The sequence below is a fragment of the Rhodococcus sp. Leaf278 genome (assembly GCF_001426085.1).
In the GTDB taxonomy this organism is placed as follows: Bacteria; Actinomycetota; Actinomycetes; order Mycobacteriales; family Mycobacteriaceae; genus Rhodococcoides.
In genome coordinates this window covers 270,034-292,225 of sequence record NZ_LMRR01000002.1, presented here as the reverse complement: position 1 = coordinate 292,225, position 22,192 = coordinate 270,034, and the positions used below count along the sequence as shown (strand labels likewise).

The 22,192-nt window shown below is 64.2% G+C and carries 18 protein-coding genes; 17 read left to right on the top strand and 1 reads right to left on the bottom strand.

All coding sequences use genetic code 11. From position 1 onward, the window contains the following. Positions 1 to 32: 32 nt before the first annotated feature. From mftE to ASG84_RS03880, 12 genes are all read left to right on the top strand, one after another. Positions 33 to 719, top strand: coding sequence for a mycofactocin biosynthesis peptidyl-dipeptidase MftE (mftE, locus tag ASG84_RS03935; RefSeq protein WP_057475703.1), 687 nt, complete (start codon positions 33 to 35; stop codon positions 717 to 719). Between the two features lie 125 nt (positions 720 to 844). Continuing rightward, the gene (gene mftF, locus ASG84_RS03930) at positions 845 to 2,242 is read left to right on the top strand and encodes a mycofactocin biosynthesis glycosyltransferase MftF (RefSeq protein WP_057475803.1); all 1,398 of its coding nucleotides are present in this window, start codon (positions 845 to 847) and stop codon (positions 2,240 to 2,242) included. A 32-nt stretch (positions 2,243 to 2,274) separates the two neighbouring features. Continuing rightward, entirely contained in the window at positions 2,275 to 3,768 is a 1,494-nt protein-coding gene (mftG, locus tag ASG84_RS03925; RefSeq protein WP_156399371.1) for a mycofactocin dehydrogenase MftG, read from the top strand. Between the two features lie 296 nt (positions 3,769 to 4,064). After that, positions 4,065 to 5,360 (top strand): transcriptional regulator, encoded by a 1,296-nt coding sequence (locus ASG84_RS03920; protein ID WP_032376613.1) that lies wholly within the window; start codon positions 4,065 to 4,067, stop codon positions 5,358 to 5,360. 122 nt (positions 5,361 to 5,482) lie between these two features. After that, positions 5,483 to 7,006 carry an acetaldehyde dehydrogenase ExaC gene (exaC, locus tag ASG84_RS03915; RefSeq protein ID WP_057475701.1) on the top strand — a complete coding sequence of 508 codons (1,524 nt, stop codon included), beginning with the start codon at positions 5,483 to 5,485 and terminating at the stop codon, positions 7,004 to 7,006. Beyond that, positions 7,006 to 7,545 (top strand): DUF779 domain-containing protein, encoded by a 540-nt coding sequence (locus tag ASG84_RS03910; RefSeq protein ID WP_057475700.1) that lies wholly within the window; start codon positions 7,006 to 7,008, stop codon positions 7,543 to 7,545. Before exaC ends, ASG84_RS03910 begins: the two co-directional genes overlap by 1 nt. Positions 7,546 to 7,578: 33 nt before the next feature. Beyond that, positions 7,579 to 8,562, top strand: a complete 984-nt coding sequence (locus ASG84_RS03905) for a cation diffusion facilitator family transporter (protein ID WP_057475802.1) — start codon at positions 7,579 to 7,581, stop codon at positions 8,560 to 8,562. A 119-nt stretch (positions 8,563 to 8,681) separates the two neighbouring features. Next, positions 8,682 to 10,136: an ethanolamine permease gene (gene eat / locus ASG84_RS03900; RefSeq protein ID WP_057475699.1), complete on the top strand. Its 1,455-nt coding sequence runs from the start codon at positions 8,682 to 8,684 to the stop codon at positions 10,134 to 10,136. Beyond that, entirely contained in the window at positions 10,133 to 11,545 is a 1,413-nt protein-coding gene (locus tag ASG84_RS03895) for an ethanolamine ammonia-lyase subunit EutB (protein ID WP_057475698.1), read from the top strand. The genes eat and ASG84_RS03895 overlap by 4 nt, the downstream gene beginning before the upstream one ends. Beyond that, complete coding sequence (eutC, locus tag ASG84_RS03890; protein ID WP_057475697.1) at positions 11,542 to 12,324, top strand: ethanolamine ammonia-lyase subunit EutC; 783 nt, start codon at positions 11,542 to 11,544, stop codon at positions 12,322 to 12,324. Before ASG84_RS03895 ends, eutC begins: the two co-directional genes overlap by 4 nt. 55 nt (positions 12,325 to 12,379) lie before the next feature. After that, the gene (locus tag ASG84_RS03885; RefSeq protein WP_057475696.1) at positions 12,380 to 13,996 is read left to right on the top strand and encodes an AMP-binding protein; all 1,617 of its coding nucleotides are present in this window, start codon (positions 12,380 to 12,382) and stop codon (positions 13,994 to 13,996) included. Between the two features lie 31 nt (positions 13,997 to 14,027). Next, the gene (locus tag ASG84_RS03880) at positions 14,028 to 15,974 is read left to right on the top strand and encodes an acetoacetate--CoA ligase (protein ID WP_057475695.1); all 1,947 of its coding nucleotides are present in this window, start codon (positions 14,028 to 14,030) and stop codon (positions 15,972 to 15,974) included. Here the strand turns inward: ASG84_RS03880 and ASG84_RS03875 are convergent. Next, a complete protein-coding gene (locus tag ASG84_RS03875) occupies positions 15,950 to 16,384 on the bottom strand; it encodes an acyl-CoA thioesterase (RefSeq protein WP_057475694.1) in 435 nt (144 codons plus the stop codon). The genes ASG84_RS03880 and ASG84_RS03875 overlap by 25 nt on opposite strands. A 52-nt stretch (positions 16,385 to 16,436) precedes the next feature. Here ASG84_RS03875 and ASG84_RS03870 point away from each other — a divergent pair, with 52 nt between their 5' ends. From ASG84_RS03870 to ASG84_RS03850, 5 genes are all read left to right on the top strand, one after another. After that, positions 16,437 to 17,891: an amidohydrolase gene (locus ASG84_RS03870; RefSeq protein ID WP_057475693.1), complete on the top strand. Its 1,455-nt coding sequence runs from the start codon at positions 16,437 to 16,439 to the stop codon at positions 17,889 to 17,891. Between the two features lie 103 nt (positions 17,892 to 17,994). Beyond that, positions 17,995 to 18,441, top strand: a complete 447-nt coding sequence (locus ASG84_RS03865) for a hypothetical protein (RefSeq protein WP_057475692.1) — start codon at positions 17,995 to 17,997, stop codon at positions 18,439 to 18,441. After that, a complete protein-coding gene (locus ASG84_RS03860) occupies positions 18,438 to 19,928 on the top strand; it encodes a sensor histidine kinase (protein WP_235581521.1) in 1,491 nt (496 codons plus the stop codon). The genes ASG84_RS03865 and ASG84_RS03860 overlap by 4 nt, the downstream gene beginning before the upstream one ends. A gap of 10 nt (positions 19,929 to 19,938) precedes the next feature. Beyond that, positions 19,939 to 20,598 carry a response regulator transcription factor gene (locus ASG84_RS03855; RefSeq protein WP_057475691.1) on the top strand — a complete coding sequence of 220 codons (660 nt, stop codon included), beginning with the start codon at positions 19,939 to 19,941 and terminating at the stop codon, positions 20,596 to 20,598. Between the two features lie 175 nt (positions 20,599 to 20,773). After that, the gene (locus ASG84_RS03850) at positions 20,774 to 22,171 is read left to right on the top strand and encodes an SLC13 family permease (protein ID WP_235581520.1); all 1,398 of its coding nucleotides are present in this window, start codon (positions 20,774 to 20,776) and stop codon (positions 22,169 to 22,171) included. The last annotated feature ends 21 nt before the right edge of the window (positions 22,172 to 22,192 follow it).

The following is a 22,192-nucleotide window of genomic DNA, read 5'->3' as shown; positions in this document are numbered from 1 at the left end:
GTTCTCGTTCCATACCGATAGCATCGGCACCCATGGCCACGGACCCCCTCGGTACGCAGTACTGGCCGGACGTCGTTGGGTCCAGGACCCTCGTCGTGCCGGTCGGCTCGATCGAGCAACACGGACCGCACCTGCCGCTCGATACCGACACCCGTATCGCCACCGCCGTTGCGCACACCATCGACAACGCGCTCGTGGGTCCCGCGATCGCGTACGGGTCGAGCGGCGAGCACGAAGGCTTTCCCGGAACCGTGTCGATCGGCGCTGCAGCACTCGAGACCGTATTGGTGGAATACGGGCGCTCCGCGTGCCGGTGGGCGGAGCGGGTGGTGTTCGTCAACGGGCACGGCGGCAACGGGCCCGCACTGCGATCTGCAGTGCTGCTGCTGCGCTACGAGGGGCGTGACGTCGTCTGGTTTCCGTGCGCCGTGCCCGGAGCAGATGCTCACGCTGGGCGCTCCGAAACGTCGATGCTGCTGCACCTTTCGCCCGAGGTAGTGGACATGAGCAAGGCGGAGGTGGGCAATACGACCGACATCGCCGCCCTACTTCCTGCGCTGCGCGCCGACGGCGTCGCATCGATCGCTGCGAACGGTGTCCTCGGCGACCCCTCCGGAGCCGACCCGGAAGAGGGGCGTCGAGCGTTCGAGCTGCTTCGTACCCGCGCCGGCGATGCCGTGCGGAAATGGAGTCCCTCCGAGCACGGAGTGATCGCGTGACCGACCTGGGCGGAACGCCTGTTCAGAGACCCGCGAGCGATTCCGAAGAAACGGGCAGCAGGTATGTTCCGTCCGATTTCACGGGTGGCCGACACACCGGAGGCTTGTCCGCTTACGATCTCCTGATGGGTGAAGGTCGGTTGCCTGATGGCTTCGGGGTGAGAGTCGATCCACGCGTACGCACATTCTCCGAGGGACGCGTCCTGATCGGTGGTTCGCCGACCCGGATGCTGACCCTCGCACCGACGGCGGCAGCGATGATCGGCGACGGTTTCATCGAAGTGACCGACTCGCAGTCCGCACTCGTCGCACGCAAACTTCTGGACTCGGGAGTCGGCAACCCGCGCCCGATGTCGATCCCGTCGCCGTCCGACGTCACCGTCGTGGTGCCGCTCAAGAACAACGAGGCCGGGCTCGAGCGTCTGATCACGGCGTTGCACGGGCTGCACGTCATCATCGTCGACGACGGGTCCGACACCCCGGTCGCGGTACCGCGGATGGCGTCCGCCGTGGGCAGCGTGACGGTGCTCCGGCACGAGCGCTCGCGTGGACCGGCGGCTGCGAGAAACACGGGATTGCGTTGCGCTACAACGGATTTTGTTGCATTTCTGGATTCGGACGTCGTACCGCGCAAGGGCTGGCTCGAGGTCATGCTCGGCCATTTCTCGGACCCGGCTGTTGCGTTGGTGGCACCCCGCATCGTCGCGCTCGAGCCCGAGGGCAGCGCGCTGGCCCGATACGAGCACGCACGGTCGTCGCTCGATCTCGGTCGCAGAGAAGCGGCAGTGCGGGCCGGGAGTTCGGTGTCCTACGTCCCCAGCGCCGCGATGTTGCTGCGCCGGTCCGTGGCGATGGACTGCGAGGGATTCGACGAGTCGATGCACGTGGCCGAGGACGTGGACCTGTGCTGGCGGTTGCAGGAGGCGGGGTGGCGGTTGCGCTACGAGCCCGTCGCCCACGTTGCACACGAGCACCGCGTCACCTTCGTCGAATGGTTCACTCGCAAGTTGTTCTACGGGACCGGTGCCACACCGTTGTCCGCTCGTCATCCGGGAATGGTGCCGCCGATCGCGATGTCGCCGTGGACGCTCATCGCCTGCCTGCTCGCTGCGAGCCTGACGCGGATCGGACTCGTCGGCGCAGCTGCGACACTCGGTGTGACGGTCGTTCGACTTCGCAAGATGTTCGTCGGCTTGGACCAGCCCACTCGTATCGCGGCGATTCTTGCCGCGGAAGGTTTCGTGGCGGGGTTGTGGCAACTCGCGTCGGCGTTGTGCCGACATTATTGGCCTATCACTCTTCTCGCCGTAGTGCTGTCCAGTCGAATTCGAAAGATTGCGCTCGGATTGGCTGTGGCAGAAGCATTCTCGGATTGGAGTAAGCACCGCGAGCTCGGCGGTCTCGATCCGGTGCGCTATGCCTTCTACAAACGAGCCGACGATATTGCCTACGGTGCGGGGTTGTGGAAAGGCGCTCTGTCCGCGCGAAGCATCGACGCGCTCAAGCCACGCTTGGACGGTTGACCGGTGCCAGCCCGGCCCGATCCGTGGATGGTGTGAACCGGATCGAATACGCAGACGTCATCGTCGTCGGCGGTGGCTCCTGCGGCTGTGTCGTCGCCTCTCGGTTGAGTGAGGATCCCGATCGGTCGGTGCTGTTGCTCGAAGCCGGACCCGCCTTCTCTTCTGTCGCCGAAGTCCCGGCCGACCTGACCGACGCATCGATGCTTCCCATCGGACCCGGCAGTCGATGGGTAGGAACGTATTCGGCCGAACTGACGCCCGGCGTCGGCCGAACGATTGCTCGAGGCCGGGTGCTGGGCGGCTCGGGCGCAGTGAACGGTGGTTACTTCGTTCGTGCCACGCCCACGGACTTCGACACCTGGCCGCAGTCGCTGTGGTCTTTCGAGCAGGTGCTGCCGTTCTACCTCGGCTCCGAAACAGATCTCGATGCCGGGATGCAGAGGCGGTGGCACGGATCTCGCGGACCCATGCCGGTCGCGCGCACCCCGGTACACGCTCGACATCCGATCACGACGGCATTCGTCGATTCTGCAGTGAATGCAGGATTTTCGATGCAACAGGACCTGAACTCTCCCGGAGCGTCCGCCGGGGGAGTCGGTGCTGTGCCGTTGAACATCCGCAACGGCACCCGCGTAAGTGCAGCTCTCGCATATCTTTTGCCGATCCTGGATCGGCAGAACCTACGCGTGCAGGGAAATTCGACGGTGACGTCGTTGATGTTCCACGGCAGCAGGGTGATCGGCGTCGAGATGGTCGTCGACGGCGTGCGCAGTATCGTGAGGTCCGACAAAGTGATTCTGTCTGCCGGTTCTGTGCACACCCCGGCACTGTTGCTTCGATCAGGTATCGGTCCAGCTGATGATCTTGTTGCGCTGGGGATTTCGGTCGTGGTCGACAGCCCTGGTGTGGGTCGAGGTTTCAGTGACCATCCCGAGGTTGCTGTTCCTGTCGTCGAAAGGAACGAAGTTCCGTCGAAATCGTCTGCACTGGAGGCAGTTCTACATGCCGGCGCTGTGGAGATCAGGCCGTACACCAGAAAGTTCGACCGGCTGATCTCCGGTCTCGAGCCCGGGCCCCACGTAGTCGGCGTCGGCCTCATGCGATCGACGAGTCGCGGGAGCATTGCGCTGCGCAGTACGGACCCGTTCGAGGCTCCGGACGTGCGGTACCACTATCTCGAATCGGAGGTCGACCGGCGCGCTATGCGCGAGGGCGTCGAACTTGCGCGCGATCTGCTGGCGTCGCCCATCATGTCGGAGACCGTGGATGTGCCCACGATCGAGAATCCCCTCACGGCGCTCGGCACATCACTGCACCTGTCCGGTAGCGCCAGGATGGGGCCCGAGTCGGATCCGAGTTCGGTACTCGACGATCACTGCCGGGTGCGCGGTGTCGACGGACTCTTCGTCGTCGATACCTCGGCATTCCCGGTGGTGCCCAGCCGTGGGCCACACGCGACGGCCATCATGTTCGCTGAGCGCGCCGCCGATTTGATTGCAGACCACGATCGGCGCGGGGGAGCGTAGCGTTCGTGGTCTGGGGACCGTTCAGGTTCCCCAATAGATGGGTTACTGCCATGTCGGACAAATCGCCTCGCAACACGATGACCAAGAAAACAGGCAAATCTCTCAAGGACAAGCGCGCAGACAAGCGGGCGAAGTCCAGCGGTGACACCAGCAACGACATCATCACCTCGGCCGTCAAGAAGAAGTAGCCACTCGCGGTCGACGTGACCGGGCCCACCGCTCGCGTCGACCACGGCTGTATCCTTGCTTGTGAGCTGGGTTACAGCAATGTGGACAGGTCACGGAGGAAGCGTCGAATGGCAAGCCGATCGGACAGTGGCGGCAACCCCTGGGTCGCAGTGCGCCCGGGCGAGGACGTCGCCGTTCTGGCGCGCCAAATGTCCAGTGCCCATCAGTCTTTCGTCGACGACATCCGTACGCACGGTTCGACGGTTCGGTCCGTCGTGCTCGATTCGTGGATGCGCAGTCGCACCAAGGGCGTCGATCCCGACGGTGGAAACGACACTCCGATTCTGACCGGGCCGGATCTCGAGCGCTACCGAAACGGTCATCCGATGGCCATCATCCGCCCGGTCATTCGCAAGCTACTGGTCGAGGACGCCTCCGATACGGGATTGCTCGTGGCGATTTCGGATGCGGAGGGACGCCTGCTGTGGGTGGAGGGTGATTCTGCGGCGAAGGATCGGGCGCTCACGATGGACTTCGCCGAAGGCGTCGACTGGAGCGAGGAGAGCAAGGGCACCAATGCTCCCGGTACCGCGCTTGCGGTCGACCACAGTGTGCAGATCTTCGCGTCGGAGCATTTTTCTCGGTCGGTGCACGAGTGGAGCTGCTCGGCGGCACCGGTGCACCACCCCACCAGCGGTCACATTCTGGGAGCCATCGACATCACCGGTGGTCCGCGGGTGGCGGTGCCCGAGGTGCTCTCGCTGGTGCGTGCCACCGTCGCCGCGGCCGAATCCGAGTTGCGTCTGCACCTGATGAACTCGCCGAAATCGTTGGGCGACACGGCTCCTCGTCTCGAAGTTCTCGGATCCGGTCGGCCGGGGGTGGTTCGCGGATCCGGCCGGGTGCCGCTCTCCCAGCGACATGCCGAGATCTTGCTGCTGTTGGGTGAGCATCCTGAAGGGCTCAGCTCGGACCACCTCGCGGTGCTCCTCGACGAGCAGGAACTCGACTCCGTCACCATCCGCGCCGAGATGTCGAGACTGCGCAAGACCTTCGGCACCGCAGGTCTGGCATCGCGGCCCTACCGTCTGGTCGGCGAATTGACCTCCGATGTCGGCGACATTCGGCGCGCCCTCGACCGCGGCGACGTCGACGCTGCTCTACGGATCTACTCCGGTCCGGTGCTCCCGGGGTCGTCCGCGCCCGGTATCGAGAGCATCCGGGAGGAACTGCGGTCTCGTATGCAGGCCGCGTTGCTCCGGCTCGGAGACCCGGTGCTGCTCGCGCAGTGGACCTCGTCCATCCACGGGCGCACGGACGTCATCGCTTGGGAGGCCTACCGGGCCACTCTGAGCAGGGATTCCGCGCTCTACGGTCAGGTGAGCGCGCGCATCGACCTACTCGATCGCGAACTCGGAATCTGACGCACCCGTCGCGCCCCGCCGGTGCGAAATATCGGCAACGTACTTGCAACGTCGCACGGCCTAGTGTCCTGAATCACACACCGCATCAACTGTGAAGCACGTGTCGATCAGGAGGATTATCAATGTCCGTCTACGCCCGTCCAGGTACCGCCGATTCCGTCATGTCGTTCCAGTCGCGCTACGACAACTGGATCGGCGGCGAGTGGGTACCGCCGGTCAAGGGCCAGTACTTCGAGAACCCGACTCCCGTCACCGGTGAGAACTTCTGCGAGGTCGCCCGCTCCACGTCCGAAGACATCGAACTCGCACTCGACGCGGCACACGCCGCAGCACCAGCGTGGGGCAAGACGTCCGCCGCCGAGCGCGCAGTGATCCTCAACAAGATCGCCGACCGCATCGCCGAGAACCTCGAGTCCATCGCGCTGGCAGAATCCTGGGACAACGGCAAGCCGATCCGCGAAACCCTCAACGCCGATATTCCGTTGGCCATCGATCACTTCCGGTACTTCGCCGGCTGCATTCGCGCGCAGGAGGGCTCGCTGTCCGAAATCGACAGCGACACAGTGGCTTACCACTTCCACGAGCCGCTCGGAGTCGTCGGGCAGATCATTCCGTGGAACTTCCCGATCCTCATGGCGGTCTGGAAGCTCGCCCCGGCGCTCGCGGCCGGTAATGCCGTGGTGCTCAAGCCCGCAGAGCAGACTCCCGCATCGATCCTGCACCTGATCTCGATCATCGGCGATCTGCTGCCCGCCGGTGTGCTGAACATCGTCAACGGATTCGGCGTCGAGGCAGGCAAGCCCCTGGCATCGAGCCCGCGTATTTCCAAGATCGCGTTCACCGGCGAGACCACCACCGGCCGCCTGATCATGCAGTACGCATCGCAGAACCTGATTCCGGTGACTCTCGAGCTCGGCGGCAAGAGCCCCAACGTCTTCTTCTCCGACGTGCTGCAGGCCAACGACGACTACCAGGACAAGGCCCTCGAGGGCTTCACGATGTTCGCCCTCAACCAGGGTGAAGTCTGCACCTGCCCGTCGCGCTCGTTGATCCAGGCGGACATCTTCGACGAGTTCCTCGCCCTCGCTGCCATCCGTACCAAGGCTGTACGACAGGGAGATCCGCTGGACACCGAGACCATGATCGGTGCTCAGGCTTCCAACGACCAGCTCGAGAAGATCCTCTCGTACATCGAGATCGGCAAAAGTGAGGGCGCACAGGTCGTGACCGGCGGCGAGCGCGCACAGCTCGGCGGCGACCTCAACGGCGGCTACTACATGCAGCCCACCATCTTCACCGGCAAGAACAACATGCGCATCTTCCAGGAAGAGATCTTCGGGCCGGTCGTGTCGGTCACGTCGTTCACCGATTACGACAACGCCATCGAGATCGCCAACGACACCCTGTACGGGCTCGGCGCAGGCGTCTGGTCTCGCGACGGCGGTATCGCCTACCGCGCCGGCCGCGACATTCAGGCCGGTCGCGTGTGGACCAACACCTATCACCAGTACCCGGCGCACGCCGCGTTCGGTGGCTACAAGCAGTCCGGTATCGGTCGCGAGAACCACAAGATGATGCTCGATCACTACCAGCAGACCAAGAACCTGTTGGTGAGCTACGCGCAGAAGGCACAGGGATTCTTCTGATGAATGCCCCTCGGCCGCCTGCGCGGCTGAAGACAACCGTCGAGGCGATGGACCTGCTCCGTCGCCTCGGCGGTATCCACGGGGAACTGATGATGCATCAGTCCGGTGGCTGCTGCGACGGCTCGTCGCCGATGTGTTATCCCGCAGGCGAATTCATCGTGGGTGACCGCGACGTGCTGCTGGGGTACATCGACCTTCGGCTCGGCGTCGGTGAGGTCCCACAGGAGCTGCCGACCGGGAGCGACGGTGTGCCGGTGTGGATCTCGGGATCACAATTCCAAGCGTGGAAGCACACGCAGCTCGTGCTCGACGTGGTTCCCGGCCGCGGCGGTGGATTCTCGCTCGAATCACCCGAGGGGGTCCGTTTCCTCAGCCGGGGGCGGGCGTACACCGCCGAGGAGAACGACATCCTTGCCGAGCATCCACCACTGGTCGGCGTCGACTGGGAAGAAGGTCGACGACCCGAGGTTCCCGATGATCCGCTCGTGGTCGCCGAGGCCGTCGACGCCTGTCCCGTGCCCGGGATGCTCCAGGGCTGAGTGCGGCTGCGCGCAGCGCATACAGTGCGAACGATGAAAAGCTCATCGAAATCAGACGCGGCCGAGGGCGGCGAAAGCCTGCGCACAGTGGTGATTGCGTTCGTCGCCAACCTCGGCGTCGCGATCGCCAAGACGTTCGCGGCCGTCTTCACCGGATCGGCGTCGATGGTCGCCGAAGCTGCGCACTCGTGGGCGGATACCGGTAACGAGATCTTTCTGCTCGTGGCCAATCGTCGGGGTTCACGCGGGCCGGACGACCGACGTCCGCTCGGCTACGGACGCGAGACGTATTTCTGGTCGACTCTCGCGGCCATCGGGCTCTTCGTCGCCGGTGCCGCAGTATCGGTGTGGCACGGCATCACCTCGTTGCTCGCCGGCGAATCGAGCAGTGAGAACTACCTCGTCGCCTATGTGGTCCTCGCGGTTGCATTTCTGCTCGAGGGAATCTCGTTCCTGCAGTCGGTTCGGCAGATTCGCGGTGAAGCAGCCGAGTACGACAAGGACTTCCTCGACTACGCACTCGAGACCTCGGACCCGACTCTGCGAGCGGTGTTCGCGGAGGACAGTGCCGCGTTGATCGGCATCGTGATCGCCGGTGTAGGAATCGGCTTGCACCAACTGACCGGATCCGCGGCGTTCGACGCGATCGGGTCGATTCTGGTGGGCGTGTTGCTCGGCATCGTGGCCTTCGTCCTGATCGATCGAAACCGCCGATTCCTCACCGGGGAACCAGGTTCGAGAGCATTATGGAACGCGGTGGTGCAGCGCATCGAGCAACTGCCCGAGGTGGCATCGGTCCGATTCGTGCGCATCGAGTTCGTCGGTCCCAAACAGATCTACGTGGTGGCGAGTGTCGATCTCGTCGGTGATTTCGCAGAATCACGCATTGCGCACACGCTCCGGCGGCTGGAGCGTGAGCTGGAAACCAACAGAGCCGTAGTGGACGCAGTACTGACAGTCGCCGAACCGGACGAGGGAGACATCGGTGACGTCAATGCGGTTGCACAGCAGCCGTAATTCGCCCGTCATTCATCGATGACACCCCGATCACATCATCGACCTACTGTGAACCGGTTCGCGCGCCCCGCACCCGATGGAGCGTCCCCTCGCGAGTGACCTGGTACGAGAGGCTTGCAATGTCCGTGAAAGATCCACAGTCGCCTCATCCGAAGGCCAGTTCCCACGACAGCACTCAGGCTCATGTCGAGGGCGGTGACTACCTGGCCAAACGCACCCTGAAGAAGGGGACAGCGGGCTGGGTACTGCTGGCCGGCCTGGGAGTCAGCTACGTCATCTCCGGCGACTACTCGGGGTGGAACCTCGGTCTCGCCGAGGGCGGTTTCGGTGGCCTTCTGATCGCGGCGATCATCATCGCGGGTATGTACCTCGCCATGGTCCTCGGCATGGCAGAGATGTCGTCTGCCCTGCCCGCGGCAGGCGGCGGTTACACCTTCGCCCGCCGGGCCATGGGACCGTGGGGCGGATTCGCCACCGGTACAGCGATTCTCATCGAGTACGCGATCGCGCCTGCCGCAATCGCGACGTTCATCGGTGCCTACGTCGAATCGCTCGGACTGTTCGGGATCACCGACGGGTGGTGGGTCTACCTGGTGGTCTATGCGGTGTTCATCGGAATCCACCTCTCCGGCGCGGGCGAAGCCCTCAAGATCATGTTCGTCATCACCGGCATCGCCTTGGTCGGACTCGTCGTGTTCGCCATCGCAGCCATCGGTCAGTTCGACGCGAGCAACCTGACCGACATCGCGCCCACCGACGCTGCCGGGGCCTCGGGATTCCTGCCGTTCGGCTATCTCGGCATCTGGGCGGCCGTGCCGTTCGCCATCTGGTTCTTCCTCGCCATCGAGGGCGTGCCGCTGGCCGCGGAAGAGGCCAAGGATCCGACCAAGAACGTCCCGCGCGGCATCATCGCCGCCATGGGTGTTCTGCTCGTCACCGGTGCTGTCGTCCTGTTTCTGGTGACCGGAGCAGGCGGGGCCGACGCCGTCAAGGAATCGGGAAACCCGTTGGTGGAAGCCCTCGGTGACGGAACGGCGAGCAAGATCGTCAACTACATCGGCCTGGCCGGATTGGTCGCGTCCTTCTTCTCGATCATGTACGCGTACTCGCGCCAGCTCTTTGCGCTCTCGCGCGCGGGATACCTGCCGAAGACACTGTCCATCACCAACTCTCGCAAGGCCCCGACTCTCGCACTGATCGTGCCCGGCGTCATCGGCTTCCTGCTCTCCCTGACCGGTCAGGGAGGAATGTTGCTCAACATGGCCGTCTTCGGTGCGGCACTGAGCTACGTTCTGATGATGGTCAGCCACATCGTGCTTCGCCGCAACGAGCCGAACATGGAACGGCCGTACCGAACCCCCGGGGGTGTCGTGACCACCGGATTCGCGTTGATCATCGCGGCTCTCGCCGTTGTCGCCACCTTCGTCGTCGATTCCACTGCGGCACTGTGGTGTCTGGCCGTGTTCGTGGCGTTCATGGCGTACTTCGGCATCTACAGCAGGCATCACCTCGTCGCGAATTCGCCGGACGAGGAGTTCGCCGCACTGGCCGAGGCCGAGGCCGAACTGGAATGACGATCTACACCCAACAGGTCTCGGGTACCACCTACACGTTCGACGGTCTGGTGGACCTGATGGCCAAGGCGACCCCGCTGCGGTCGGGTGACGAGTTGGCCGGTTGCGCAGCCGAATCGGATGCCGAGCGCGCCGCGGCGCAGTGGGCTCTGTCGGAGGTGTCACTCGATGTCTTCCTGCACGATCTGCTCGTTCCGTACGAGAGCGACGAGGTCACTCGGCTCATCATCGATTCGCACGACCGCATCGCATTCGGGGCCGTCTCGCACCTGACCGTAGGAGGTCTACGGGATTGGCTGCTGCAGGTGACCGCAGGGCCCGACGCGGCAGCGACACTGCGATCGGTCGCGGCAGGATTGACGCCCGAGATGGTCGCTGCCGTCAGCAAGATAATGCGAAACCAGGATCTGATCGCAGTGTCTCGGGCGGTGCAGGTGACGTCGGCGTTCCGGACGACGATCGGGCTACCCGGAACCCTCACCACGCGTTTGCAACCCAATCACCCGACGGACGATCCGCGTGGAATTGCGGCGGCCACGCTCGACGGTTTGCTGCTCGGATCGGGCGATGCGGTCATCGGGATCAATCCCGCAACCGACTCGCCTCAGGCCACAGCCGACCTGCTGCATCTGCTCGACGAGATTCGACAGCGCTTCGAGATTCCCACGCAATCGTGCGTGCTCTCGCACGTGACGACGACGATGGAACTGATCGACAAGGGAGTTCCCGTCGACCTGGTGTTCCAGTCCATCGCAGGCACCGAAGGAGCCAATTCGAGCTTCGGCGTGAACATTCCGCTTCTTCGGCAGGCCAACGAGGCCGGCCGATCGTTGCACCGCGGAACCGTCGGGAACAACGTCATGTATCTCGAAACCGGTCAGGGCTCCGCGTTGTCGGCGGGCGCGCACATCGGCACCGGTGACCGACCGGTCGATCAGCAGACCCTCGAGACACGCGCGTACGCGGTGGCCCGCGATCTGGAGCCGCTGCTGATCAACACCGTTGTCGGATTCATCGGGCCGGAGTACTTGTACGACGGCAAGCAGATCATCAGGGCCGGACTCGAAGATCACTTCTGCGGCAAGCTGCTGGGACTGCCGATGGGCGTCGACGTCTGCTACACCAACCACGCCGAGGCCGATCAGGACGACATGGACACGTTGCTCACGCTGCTGGGTGCGGCCGGAGTTGCATTCGTCATCGCGGTGCCGGGAGCCGACGACGTCATGCTCGGCTACCAGTCGTTGAGCTTTCACGATGTGCTCTACGTCCGACAGGTCCTCGGCCTGCGGCCTGCACCGGAGTTCGAGTCGTGGCTCTCGCGTTTGGGCATGGTGGACGCCGACGGTCGAGTCCTGGACATCGATGCTGCGGGTTCACCGTTGCGGGCCTTGATGAGTGCGCGATGAGCACGCCTGCGGAACGACCAGATTCAGAAGTGGAGTTCTGGGGCGAGTTGCGGGCCATGACGCAGGCCCGAATCGGGCTCGGGCGTATCGGTGATTCGTTGCCGACCACCCGGGTATTGGAGTTTCGCTCGGCGCACGCTGCCGCCAGGGATGCGGTGCACATGCCGCTCGACGTCGAAGAATTCGTGAGCCGGGTGGAGCAGGTCGGTCTCGGTGGGCCGGCCGTGGTGACGTCGTTGGCGACCAGTCGTGCGGAGTACCTACGACGACCCGACCTCGGTCGGCAACCGAAGGATCTGTCGGCGGTGGTGAACTCCGAGGACGAGATCGGAATCGTGTTGAGCGACGGGTTGTCCCCACGCGCGCTGGCCGATCACGGAGTGCCGATGCTCGAGGCGTTGAAAGCCGAACTGGCCGATCGATATTCGATTGCGCCTCCGGTCATTGCGACCGAGGCGCGGGTGGCGCTGGGTGATCACATCGCCGCGGCGATGGGTGTGCGGACGGTACTGGTTCTGATCGGGGAGCGTCCGGGCCTGTCGGTTGCGGACAGTCTCGGCATCTACCTGACGCATCTGCCGAAGCCTGGCTGCACCGACGCCGACCGCAACTGCATCTCCAATATTCATCCGCCCGAGGGGCAGGGCTACGCGCAGTCTGCGCGAATAGTAGCGGGCCTTCTGGCTGGGGCAAGGAAGCTCGGACGGTCCGGAGTGGCGCTCAAGGACACCTCTCGAGCGGATGTGCTCGAGGCGACGGAGGCACTCACGCTGGAATGACATCCCCCCTATTCGGGGGTGGCTGCGCGTGACGGCGGTCACTACCGTGGGGTGCATGGACAGTTATTCTTCCGGTGCGTCGGACATTGCGGTTCTCGACGAGACCATCGGCGCGAATCTGGATCGAACCGCGGCGACGTTCTCCGAGCGTGACGCGTTGATCGACGTACCCTCCGGACGACGTTGGACCTACTCGGAGTTCGTCGCCGACGTCGATCTGTTGGCGGCTGGACTACTGGTGGCCGGCGTCGCGGTCGGTGATCGAGTGGGAATATGGGCACCCAACTGTCCCGAATGGGTTCTGGCGCAGTATGCGACAGCGAAGATCGGGGCGGTGCTGGTCAACATCAACCCGGCGTATCGGTCACACGAGCTGCAATTCGTCCTGAAACAGGCCGCTGTCTCGGTGTTGTTGTCGGCCAGCGAGTTCAAGGGCTCGGACTACGCCGCGATGATCGAGAACGCGCGACCCGAGGTGCCGTCGCTGCGAGAGGTTCTGTTCATCGGGAGCATCCAGTGGGAAGCTATGACCGATCGTGGGCACCGTGCCTTGGCGAAGACTCCCAGGATGATCTCCGACGTGTCCGAGCAGCTTCGGGCCGATGACGCGATCAACATTCAATACACGTCGGGGACAACGGGTTTCCCGAAGGGTGCGACGCTGAGTCACCGGAACATCCTCAACAACGGATTCTTCGTCGGCGAGCTCTGCCACTACACCGCCGAGGACCGGGTGTGTATCCCGGTGCCGTTCTATCACTGCTTCGGCATGGTGATGGGCAATCTGGCGTCTACCTCGCACGGCTCGGCGATGGTCATTCCCGGACCCTCCTTCGATCCGGTCGCGACACTGACCGCCGTGGAATCGGAGAAATGCACGTCGCTCTACGGCGTCCCGACGATGTTCATCGCCGAGCTGGCATTGGAGAACTTCGACGCCTTCGATCTGAGCAGTCTGCGGACCGGAATCATGGCCGGATCACCGTGCCCCACCGAGGTGATGAAGCAGGTGATCGAGCGCATGGGGATGACGGAGGTGTCGATCTGCTACGGCATGACCGAGACGTCCCCGGTGTCGCTGCAGACTCGAAGCGACGACTCCATCGAACAGCGAGTGTCCACCGTGGGTCGGGTGGGTCCGCATCTCGAAGTGAAGATCGTCGACCCGATGGACGGCAGCACCTTGCCACGTGGTCAGGCGGGCGAACTGTGCACGCGCGGCTACTCGGTGATGCTGGGCTACTGGGAGCAGCCGGAGAAGACCGCCGAAGCCATCGACACCGAGGGGTGGATGCACACCGGCGACATCGGGGTGATGGACGAGGACGGCTACGTGGCCATCACCGGACGGATCAAGGACATGGTGATTCGCGGCGGTGAGAACATCTATCCCCGCGAAGTCGAGGAGTTTCTCTACACCCATCCCGACATCCTCGACGCCCAGGTGATCGGTGTTCCCGACCAGAAGTACGGCGAGGAGCTCATGGTGTGGATCAGGATGAGAGACGATGCCCCGCCGCTCGATTCGGATGCGGTGCGGGCGTTCTGCGATGGTCGGCTCGCGCACTACAAGATTCCGCGGTACGTGCACGTCGTCGACGAGTTCCCGATGACGGTCACCGGCAAGGTGCGCAAGGTGGAAATGCGTGAGCGGTCGCTCGGATTGATCTGACGGCGATCGCTCGGCTGACATACTCGCAGGCATGGACAGTGCGCTGTGGACGCCGACGGATTCCGATCTCGCCGAGGCTCGGGTGACCGAGTTCGCGCGGTTCGTCGAGCAACGTCACGATGTGCTCCTACCGGACTACTCGGCTCTGTGGCGATGGTCGACGACCGAGCTGGAACTGTTCTGGCGAGCAGTGTGGGATTTCTTCGAGATCGGCTCGGCCGACGAGCCGAGCGTCGTACTCGGTGAACGCGGAATGCCGGGCGCGCAGTGGTTTTCGGGAACCGAGCTGAACTACGTGGACCAGGTCATCAGGCACGCTCGACCCGGTCGCGCCGCGATCGTTCATGCCCGCGAGGACGGTTCTGTGCAGACCGTGACATGGGCGGAGACGATCGAGCAGGCGGGCGCGCTCGCGGGGACACTCGCAGACAAGGGAGTTCGGCGCGGCGATCGCGTCGTCGGGTACCTACCGAACATCCCGGAGGCAGTGATCGCCTTCTTGGCGACTGCGAGCCTGGGTGCGGTGTGGTCCGCCTGCGGGCAGGACTACTCGGCCTCGGCAGCTCTCGATCGTCTGGGACAACTCGAACCATCGGCACTGATCACCGCCGCCGGGTACACCTACGGAGGAAAGTTCCGAGACAAGGCCGCCGATGTCGATGTTCTCGTCGAAGGCCTTCCGACACTGCGGGTAGTGGTGACGATCGGCGAACCGTCGGGAACGGCGCAGAGTTGGTCCGACGCCACCGCCGAGAGCCGGAAACTGGTACCGGTGGCCGTCCCGTTCGATCACCCACTGTGGGTCGTGTTCTCGTCCGGTACCACAGGTCTACCCAAGGGAATCGTGCACGGTCATGGTGGTGTGGTGCTCGAGCACCTCAAATCTGTTGCCCTGCAATCAGATCTCGGACCCGAGGATGTCTTCTTCTGGTACACCAGCCCGAGCTGGATGATGTGGAACTTCCAGATCGCGGGCCTGCTGACCGGTGCCACCATCGTGTGCGCCGACGGAAATCCGTCGTTCCCTTCGCCGGATGCGCTGTGGGACATCGCGGCCAGGCTGGGTGTGACCTACCTCGGTACCAGCCCCGGCTACGTGCTCTCGCGCATCAAGGCCGACACGCATCCCGGCACGGATCACGACCTGTCGGCTCTGCGAGCGGTCGGGATCACCGGGTCCGCGATGCCTGCGTCCTCGTCGATCTGGTTGTCGGAGAACATCGGTGCGCAGATACCCGTCTTCTCCATCTCGGGTGGTACCGACGTCGTATCGGCATTCGCCGGGGGAGTGCGAACCGCCCCGGTATGGGCCGGAGAGCTGTCCGTGCCGTTCCTGGGTGTTGCGCTCGACGCCTTCGACGAGGCCGGCAACTCGGTGCGCGGGACGGTGGGCGAATTGGTCGTCACCGAGCCCATGCCGTCGATGCCGCTGTACTTCTGGAACGACGCCGACGGAACTCGCTATCGCGATGCCTATTTCGATACCTACCCAGGGATCTGGCGTCACGGTGATTGGATCACCATCACCGATCACGGCAGTGTTCTCGTGCACGGTCGGTCCGATTCGACCCTGAACCGCAACGGCATACGAATGGGAAGCGCCGACATCTACCAGGCTGTGGAGTCACTGGATGAGATCACCGAGGCGCTCGTTCTCGGCATCGAGCTGACGGACGGTGGTTACTGGATGCCCTTGTTCGTGGTCGTTCCGGACGGTCTCACCGATGAACTGCGCGGCCGCATCGAATCGGTCATCAGAACGCAGGCGTCGCCGCGGCACGTTCCCGACGACGTCATCGCGGTGCAGGCAATCCCGCATACGCGTACCGGGAAGAAGCTCGAGGTGCCACTCAAGCGACTCTTCCAAGGAGCTACGGCGACAAGCACTCTCGAATCCAGCGCGGTCGACGATCCGGCTGCCCTGGCGTGGTTCGTCGACCGGGCGGCCGAATATCAGCGAGTCCAGCGGGCGAGATAGGCCTTTTCTTCCGGCGCGATGCGGCGCAAGGTCTCGGCACCGACGTCGACCATCGCCATCCGGGTGGTCGCCACCACAGCCGGTGGCGAATCCGGTGCTGCGCCTGCGGCCCGCCCCTCGTATCCGATGGTGAAGTCGACGGCGCGCACCTTCTCGAACCAGAGTGTGACGTCGAGTGGGCCGTCCGAGTGCCGAAGCGGTTTCTTGTATGCGATGGTCACATTCGCGATCAACGCACTCTTGATCAAGCTCTCGTTCGCCTCGCCCTCACTGAGCAGCCATTCGATACGCGCCTCTTCGAGCAAGGTGACCATGCGGGCGTGATTGATGTGCGCAAATGCGTCCATGTCCGACCAGCGCACGGTGACGGTCGCGTGATATCCGACGGGTCCGGTCGGCTCTGTTTTCATTGCTAGAGGATGGCATGCGCGCCGACGATGGCGACGCTCTAGAGTCCCAGGGGTGATTATCGCCAACGTCGCACTGGATGGTTCCGGCGTGCTCTTCGACATCGAACTCGTCGGCTCGGTCATCGCGTCGATCGTCCCCGCCCGCAGTGCACGTAGTGCCGGTGTCGAGGTGCTCGACGGGGGAGGTGGCGTTGCCCTGCCCGGGTTCGTGGACAGCCACGTACACCTGACTCAATGGGCGGCGGCGCGTCGGCGTATCGACGTCGGGCCGGCCATGTCGGCGGCCGATGCCGTCGCACTGGTGTATCCCTATGCGCGGACAGCAGGCGATTCGGTGTTGCGCGCCAACGGCTTCCGGGACGCACAGTGGCCCGAGGAGCCGCACAAGGATCTGCTAGAGAATGCACTGCCTGGTGCCCGGGTGGCCATGACGAGCATGGACCTGCACACGCTGTGGCTGAGCCCGGCATTGCTCGCAGATCTGGGAATCGATCACCCCACCGGGGTGCTCCGCGATGTCGACGGCCTCGAAGCGGTCATGGCACTCGAGGAACAGGAAGACCCGGCGGAACTCGATCGGGCCGTACTCGACGCCACCGCAGCGCTGGCGGTCCGCGGAGTCACCGGCGTCGTCGATTTCGAGTTCGCGGACAACAGGACCGTCTGGGATCGACGCCTGTCGGCCGGTTCTCCCGCGGTACGCGTCGATACGACGGTATGGCCGCAGTGGCTCGACGAGGCAATCGAACGCGGCGAGCGAACCGGTGACGTCTCGGCGCTCTCGGAGTTGATCAGGCGCGGACCGCTCAAGGTGATGCTCGACGGTTCACTCAACACCAGAACGGCCTGCTGCCACGACCGTTACCCGGGCGTCGACGGCGACGACGCCTACGGTCTGTTGCTCGAGACCCAGGACAGTCTCTTCGAGCTCGTGTCGCGGGCGTCGCGCAATGGCATCGTGCCGGCGATCCATGCAATCGGCGACCGCGCCAACAGCATCGCACTCGACGCGTTCGAGCGGGCCGGCTGCGGGGGACGAATCGAGCATGCGCAGCAGATCCTTCCAGAGGACATCGGACGTTTCGCCGAACTGGGTGTCGCGGCCTCGGTGCAGCCGCAGCACGCCATGTCCGATCGCGAGATCGCGGAGAATCTGTGGTCCGGCCGGCGCTCGGTGGCGTACGGCTACGGAACGCTCCATCGCAGCGGTGCGAGGCTGCTCTTCGGCTCCGACGCCCCGGTCAGTCCGCCCGAGCCGTTGGCCGGGGTCGCTGCGGCGGTATTTCGAACCGACGACGACCGACCGGCGTGGTTTCCCGAGGAGGCTGTGCCCCTGGACGTCGCGCTGCAGGCCGCCTGCGGTGGTCGTGGGGCCCTCGGAGTGGGAGACGCGGCAGACATCGTCGTACTCGTCGAGCATCCTGAGCACCGGACGGTTCGCGATCTCGTGGACACGGAGATCAGGGCCACGATCTGTGCAGGCGCGCTGACCCACGCAGCGGTCTAGTCACCAGGATCCGGCGGCTTGCGAGTTCGGCCTCGGGGCGAAGATGAAAATCTACTCATGTTGCCTTCATCGTCGTCTCACACATCGAAGCGAATGTGGTGATGTGAAGTTCGCACCCAAGATCGCAGTCCTGGCGGCCGTGGTGATCGTGCCGGTAGGCGTAGCGCTCGCGAGTACCGTGCTCGCCGACACCCCACAGCCGCCGAGCTTCGAGCCGCGAGTCACAGTCGGGGTCGCGGCGTCGAGCGCTGCACCGTCGACTACCGCAGCCTCGCCGACTACCGGAGCCTCGCCGACTACCGGAGCCTCGCTGACTACCGGAGCCTCGCCGACTACCGGAGCCCCACCGGCCACCGCGGGCCCTTCTGTCGACACGGGTTCTGCAGGAGGGACGGCCCCTGCTGCAGCGGACCCTCCGGCTGTACCGCAGTCCATCGTCGTGCCGGCCCCGCCGCCCGTGGAAGTTCTGCCGGACGGGGATGATGATGACGACGTCGGCAACCAGGACGATTTGGGCGGCGACGACGATGCGGAAGATGACGACGGGTGAACTCGACCGAAAAAATGATCGACGGCAGTGACGCCCGCACCGAGGTGCTCGCGCCGAAGGTGCCGGAGCCCGAGCCTGCGCTTCGTCGCCCCCGGGTAGGAACGCGTATTCCTGCGCGAGTGCGGATCCTGGGCTGGCTGTTGTTCGTGATGGCACTGGCCATGCTGGCCGTGGGCGTTGCAGTGCGAACAATTCTTCTCGCCGACGTCGAGCGAGATACTGCAGTAGCGCTCGAGCAGGAGATCGGCGAGTTCAGTGAGTTCGCTGCGACCGGCCGCGACCCGGACGATGGGTTGCCGTTCACCAACGTCGCCGATCTGCTCCAGTTGCACCTGCAGCGTCAATACCCGGACGATGACGAGATCCTGTTCGGCTACACCGATCGACTCCTGCGTCAGGAACGCAGCGGTCCGGGCGATCTGGTCAGCGATACGGCCGTCGTATCTGCCATTGTCGACTCACCCGACAGCGTGGGCTCCACACAGACTTCGGAAGGAGAAGTCGCCTGGGCCAAGCAGGTGGCAGAACCTTCGGGCGGGGGCCAGGCCGGGACGTTCGCGATCGGAATCCTCGTCGACCGCGAGCGCGCAGACGTATCCAACACCGTTCGCGTGGTTGTCGGGGTATCACTGATGGCACTGGTGTTCACCGGCGGTATCGCTTGGGTGGTGGCCGGGCAGATTCTCGCGCCCGTACGCCTCGTTCGCCGGACCGCAGCCCAGATCACCACGGACGATCTGTCCAGGCGGATCGAGGTGGAGGGCCGCGACGATGTCGCCGAACTCGCCGACACGTTCAACGACATGCTCGATCGGCTGGAGTCCGCGTTCGCCGCGCAACGACAATTCGTGGACGACGCGAGCCATGAGCTACGGACGCCGATCACGATCGTTCGTGGACATCTCGAACTGATGGGTGATGATCCACGCGAGCGTGAAGAAACGGTTCGGCTCGTCACCGACGAACTGGACCGAATGAACCGGATCGTGGAGGACTTGTTGATTCTTGCCAAAGCCGAGCGGCCGGATTTCGTTCACAGACAACCTGTGGACCTCGAGATCCTCACGCGCGACATCGACGCGAAGGTGCGGGCGCTCGCCGACCGCGACTGGATACTGGGGCACGTGGGCAGGGGCTCGGTGCGGGTCGATCCGCAGCGAGTCACGCAGGCAGTGCTTCAGCTGGCGCAGAATGCGGTATCGCACACCAGGCCCGGCGACAGGATCACCGTGGGCTCGGAGCTCGTCGAAGACCGAGTTCGATTGTGGGTGAACGATACCGGTCCCGGTGTGTCCAGCGCGGATGCGACAGCCATCTTCGAACGGTTTGCCCGCGGAAGTAATGGCTCGAGCCGATCGGACAGTGGGGGTGCAGGTCTGGGACTGAGCATCGTGCGAGCAATCGCCGATGGGCATCGCGGTGCCGCGACGCTCGACAGTCGACCCGGCGCGGGTGCGACATTCGGACTGGACCTGCCGGCCCGATGAGAGACGAACGATGAGCCGAATATTGATCGCCGAGGACAACGAGCGCATCTCGTCCTTCATCGAGAAGGGATTGCGGGCCAACGGTTTCACCACGACCACTGTTGCCGACGGTATCACCGCGATCGACTATGCGACGACCGGAGATTTCGACCTCGTCGTGCTGGATCTGGGCCTGCCCGGCAAAGACGGGTTCGAGGTGATCGCAGCTTTGCGCGGTGCCGGTGTCGGTGTTCCCGTGATCATCCTGACTGCCCGTGACTCGGTGCACGACACCGTGACCGGACTCGAAGGCGGAGCGGACGACTACATGACCAAGCCGTTCCGGTTCGAGGAGCTCCTTGCACGTATTCGATTGCGTCTGCGCGGCGGTGACCGAGAGCCCTCGGTCTCCGTTCTGGAATCCGGCTCTCTGGCTGTGGATCTGCTCACCAGGCGTGCGGTGGTGAACGGTGTGGTGGTGTCGCTGACCGCGCGCGAGTTCGTTCTGCTCGAGATGTTTCTCCGTCACCCACGGCAGGTGCTCGCGCGCGAGCAGATCCTCAGTCACGTATGGGGGTACGATTTCGACCCCGGTTCGAATGTCGTCGATGTGTACGTTCGTATGTTGCGCAAGAAGATCGGTTCCGACCGAATCGAGACGGTGCGCGGGATGGGGTATCGACTGGCCTGAGCCGAGCAGCTCATGAAAGAACGCTCATGGACTGTTCATCGCCGTTTCATCGGTCGGTCCGAGACTGGTCGATATGAACACGGTCAGCTTCAGGACGCAACCACCTCCCCTTCCACAGCCGATGCGGGCGTGGCGATTTCGCGATCTGATGACCCGTCGGGTGATTCAAATCATCATGAGTTCGGTTGCGCTGCTTGCGCTTCTGGCTGTGCTCTCCGGAGCGGCAGAAGGGTTGCCCAGCGCGGGACGGACGACGCTCGTCGTGTTCACCGCAGCTGTTGCACTCTGGGTGTTCACCAAGATCGACGACACCTACGTCGCTCTCGGTGCCGCACTGGCTCTGGTGCTGACCGGTGTGGTGAGTACGGACGCACTGTTCGATACCCTCGGCGAGGAGACCATCTGGCTTCTCATCGCGGCATTCATCATCGCCGCTGGAGTTCGCGAGTCCGGTTTGGCAACGCGCGCAGCAGTGTTCATCGTCAGCGGTGCGGGGACTGTGCGTCAGCTCGCTCATCTGGTGACGGCCGCACTCATCGTGACAGCATTCGCAATTCCGGCGACCTCGGGCCGTGCTGCTCTTGCGCTGCCGGTGTTCTTGGCGTTGGCGCAGGCGCTTGCCGAGCGCAGGCGAGTGGTGCGGGCGTTGGCAATTCTGTTTCCTACCGTAATTTTGCTGTCCGCTGTGGCGACCCTCATCGGTGCAGGCGCGCACCTGATCACCAGCCAGGTACTGGAGAGTGCGACGGGCACCGGTATCAGCTTCACCGCGTGGTTGCTGCTCGGTGTACCGCTGGCCGTGGTCAGCAGCCATAGCGCAGCGGAACTCGTGCTCGTGCTGTTCACCGATCGTGAGGATCGCCGAATCCCACTGACGGTGAACGTATCCGACATGGCGTCGCGGCTTCCGACGCCGGTGACCGGACCGCTGACCATCGCGGAGAACCGGGCCGCGACGCTGCTGGCCGTGGTCATCGTACTGTGGTGCTCGGAACCGCTGCACGGCGTGCACCCGGCCATCATCGCCCTGCTCGGTGCGTTGATCTCCACCTCTCCGCGTTTCGGTACCACCGACTTCGGAAAGGCTCTCTCGACCGTGCCGTGGTCGCTGCTGCTGTTCATGGCGGCGACACTGGCCCTCGGGACCGCGCTGACGACGTCCGGCGCGGCAGGGTGGCTCTCGGACGGGTTGTTCGCGGTGGTACCGATCGGATCGGCACCGGCCTGGGTGTTCATTGCGGTGGTGATCGTGGTGTCCGTGGCGTCCCATCTGCTCATTCAATCTCGCTCGGCGCGTTCGTCCGTCCTCGTTCCGCTCGTCGTGACCACAGCTTTGGCGCTCGGCGTCGATCCAGTGGCCGCGGCCTTCGCCTCGACGGCTGCAGCGGGCTTCTGTCATACCATGCCGTCCTCGGCGAAGCCGGTGGCAATATTCGCCAAAATTCAAGGTGTGCCGACATATTCACCGAAGGACCTACTGCGGCTGTCCGCATTTCTCGCGCCGTTGACCGCGGTGACAGTGCTGTTCTTCGCCGTGGCCGTGTGGCCTCTGCTCGGCACCCCCATCTCCTGATCTCCCACACTCGACAAGGAA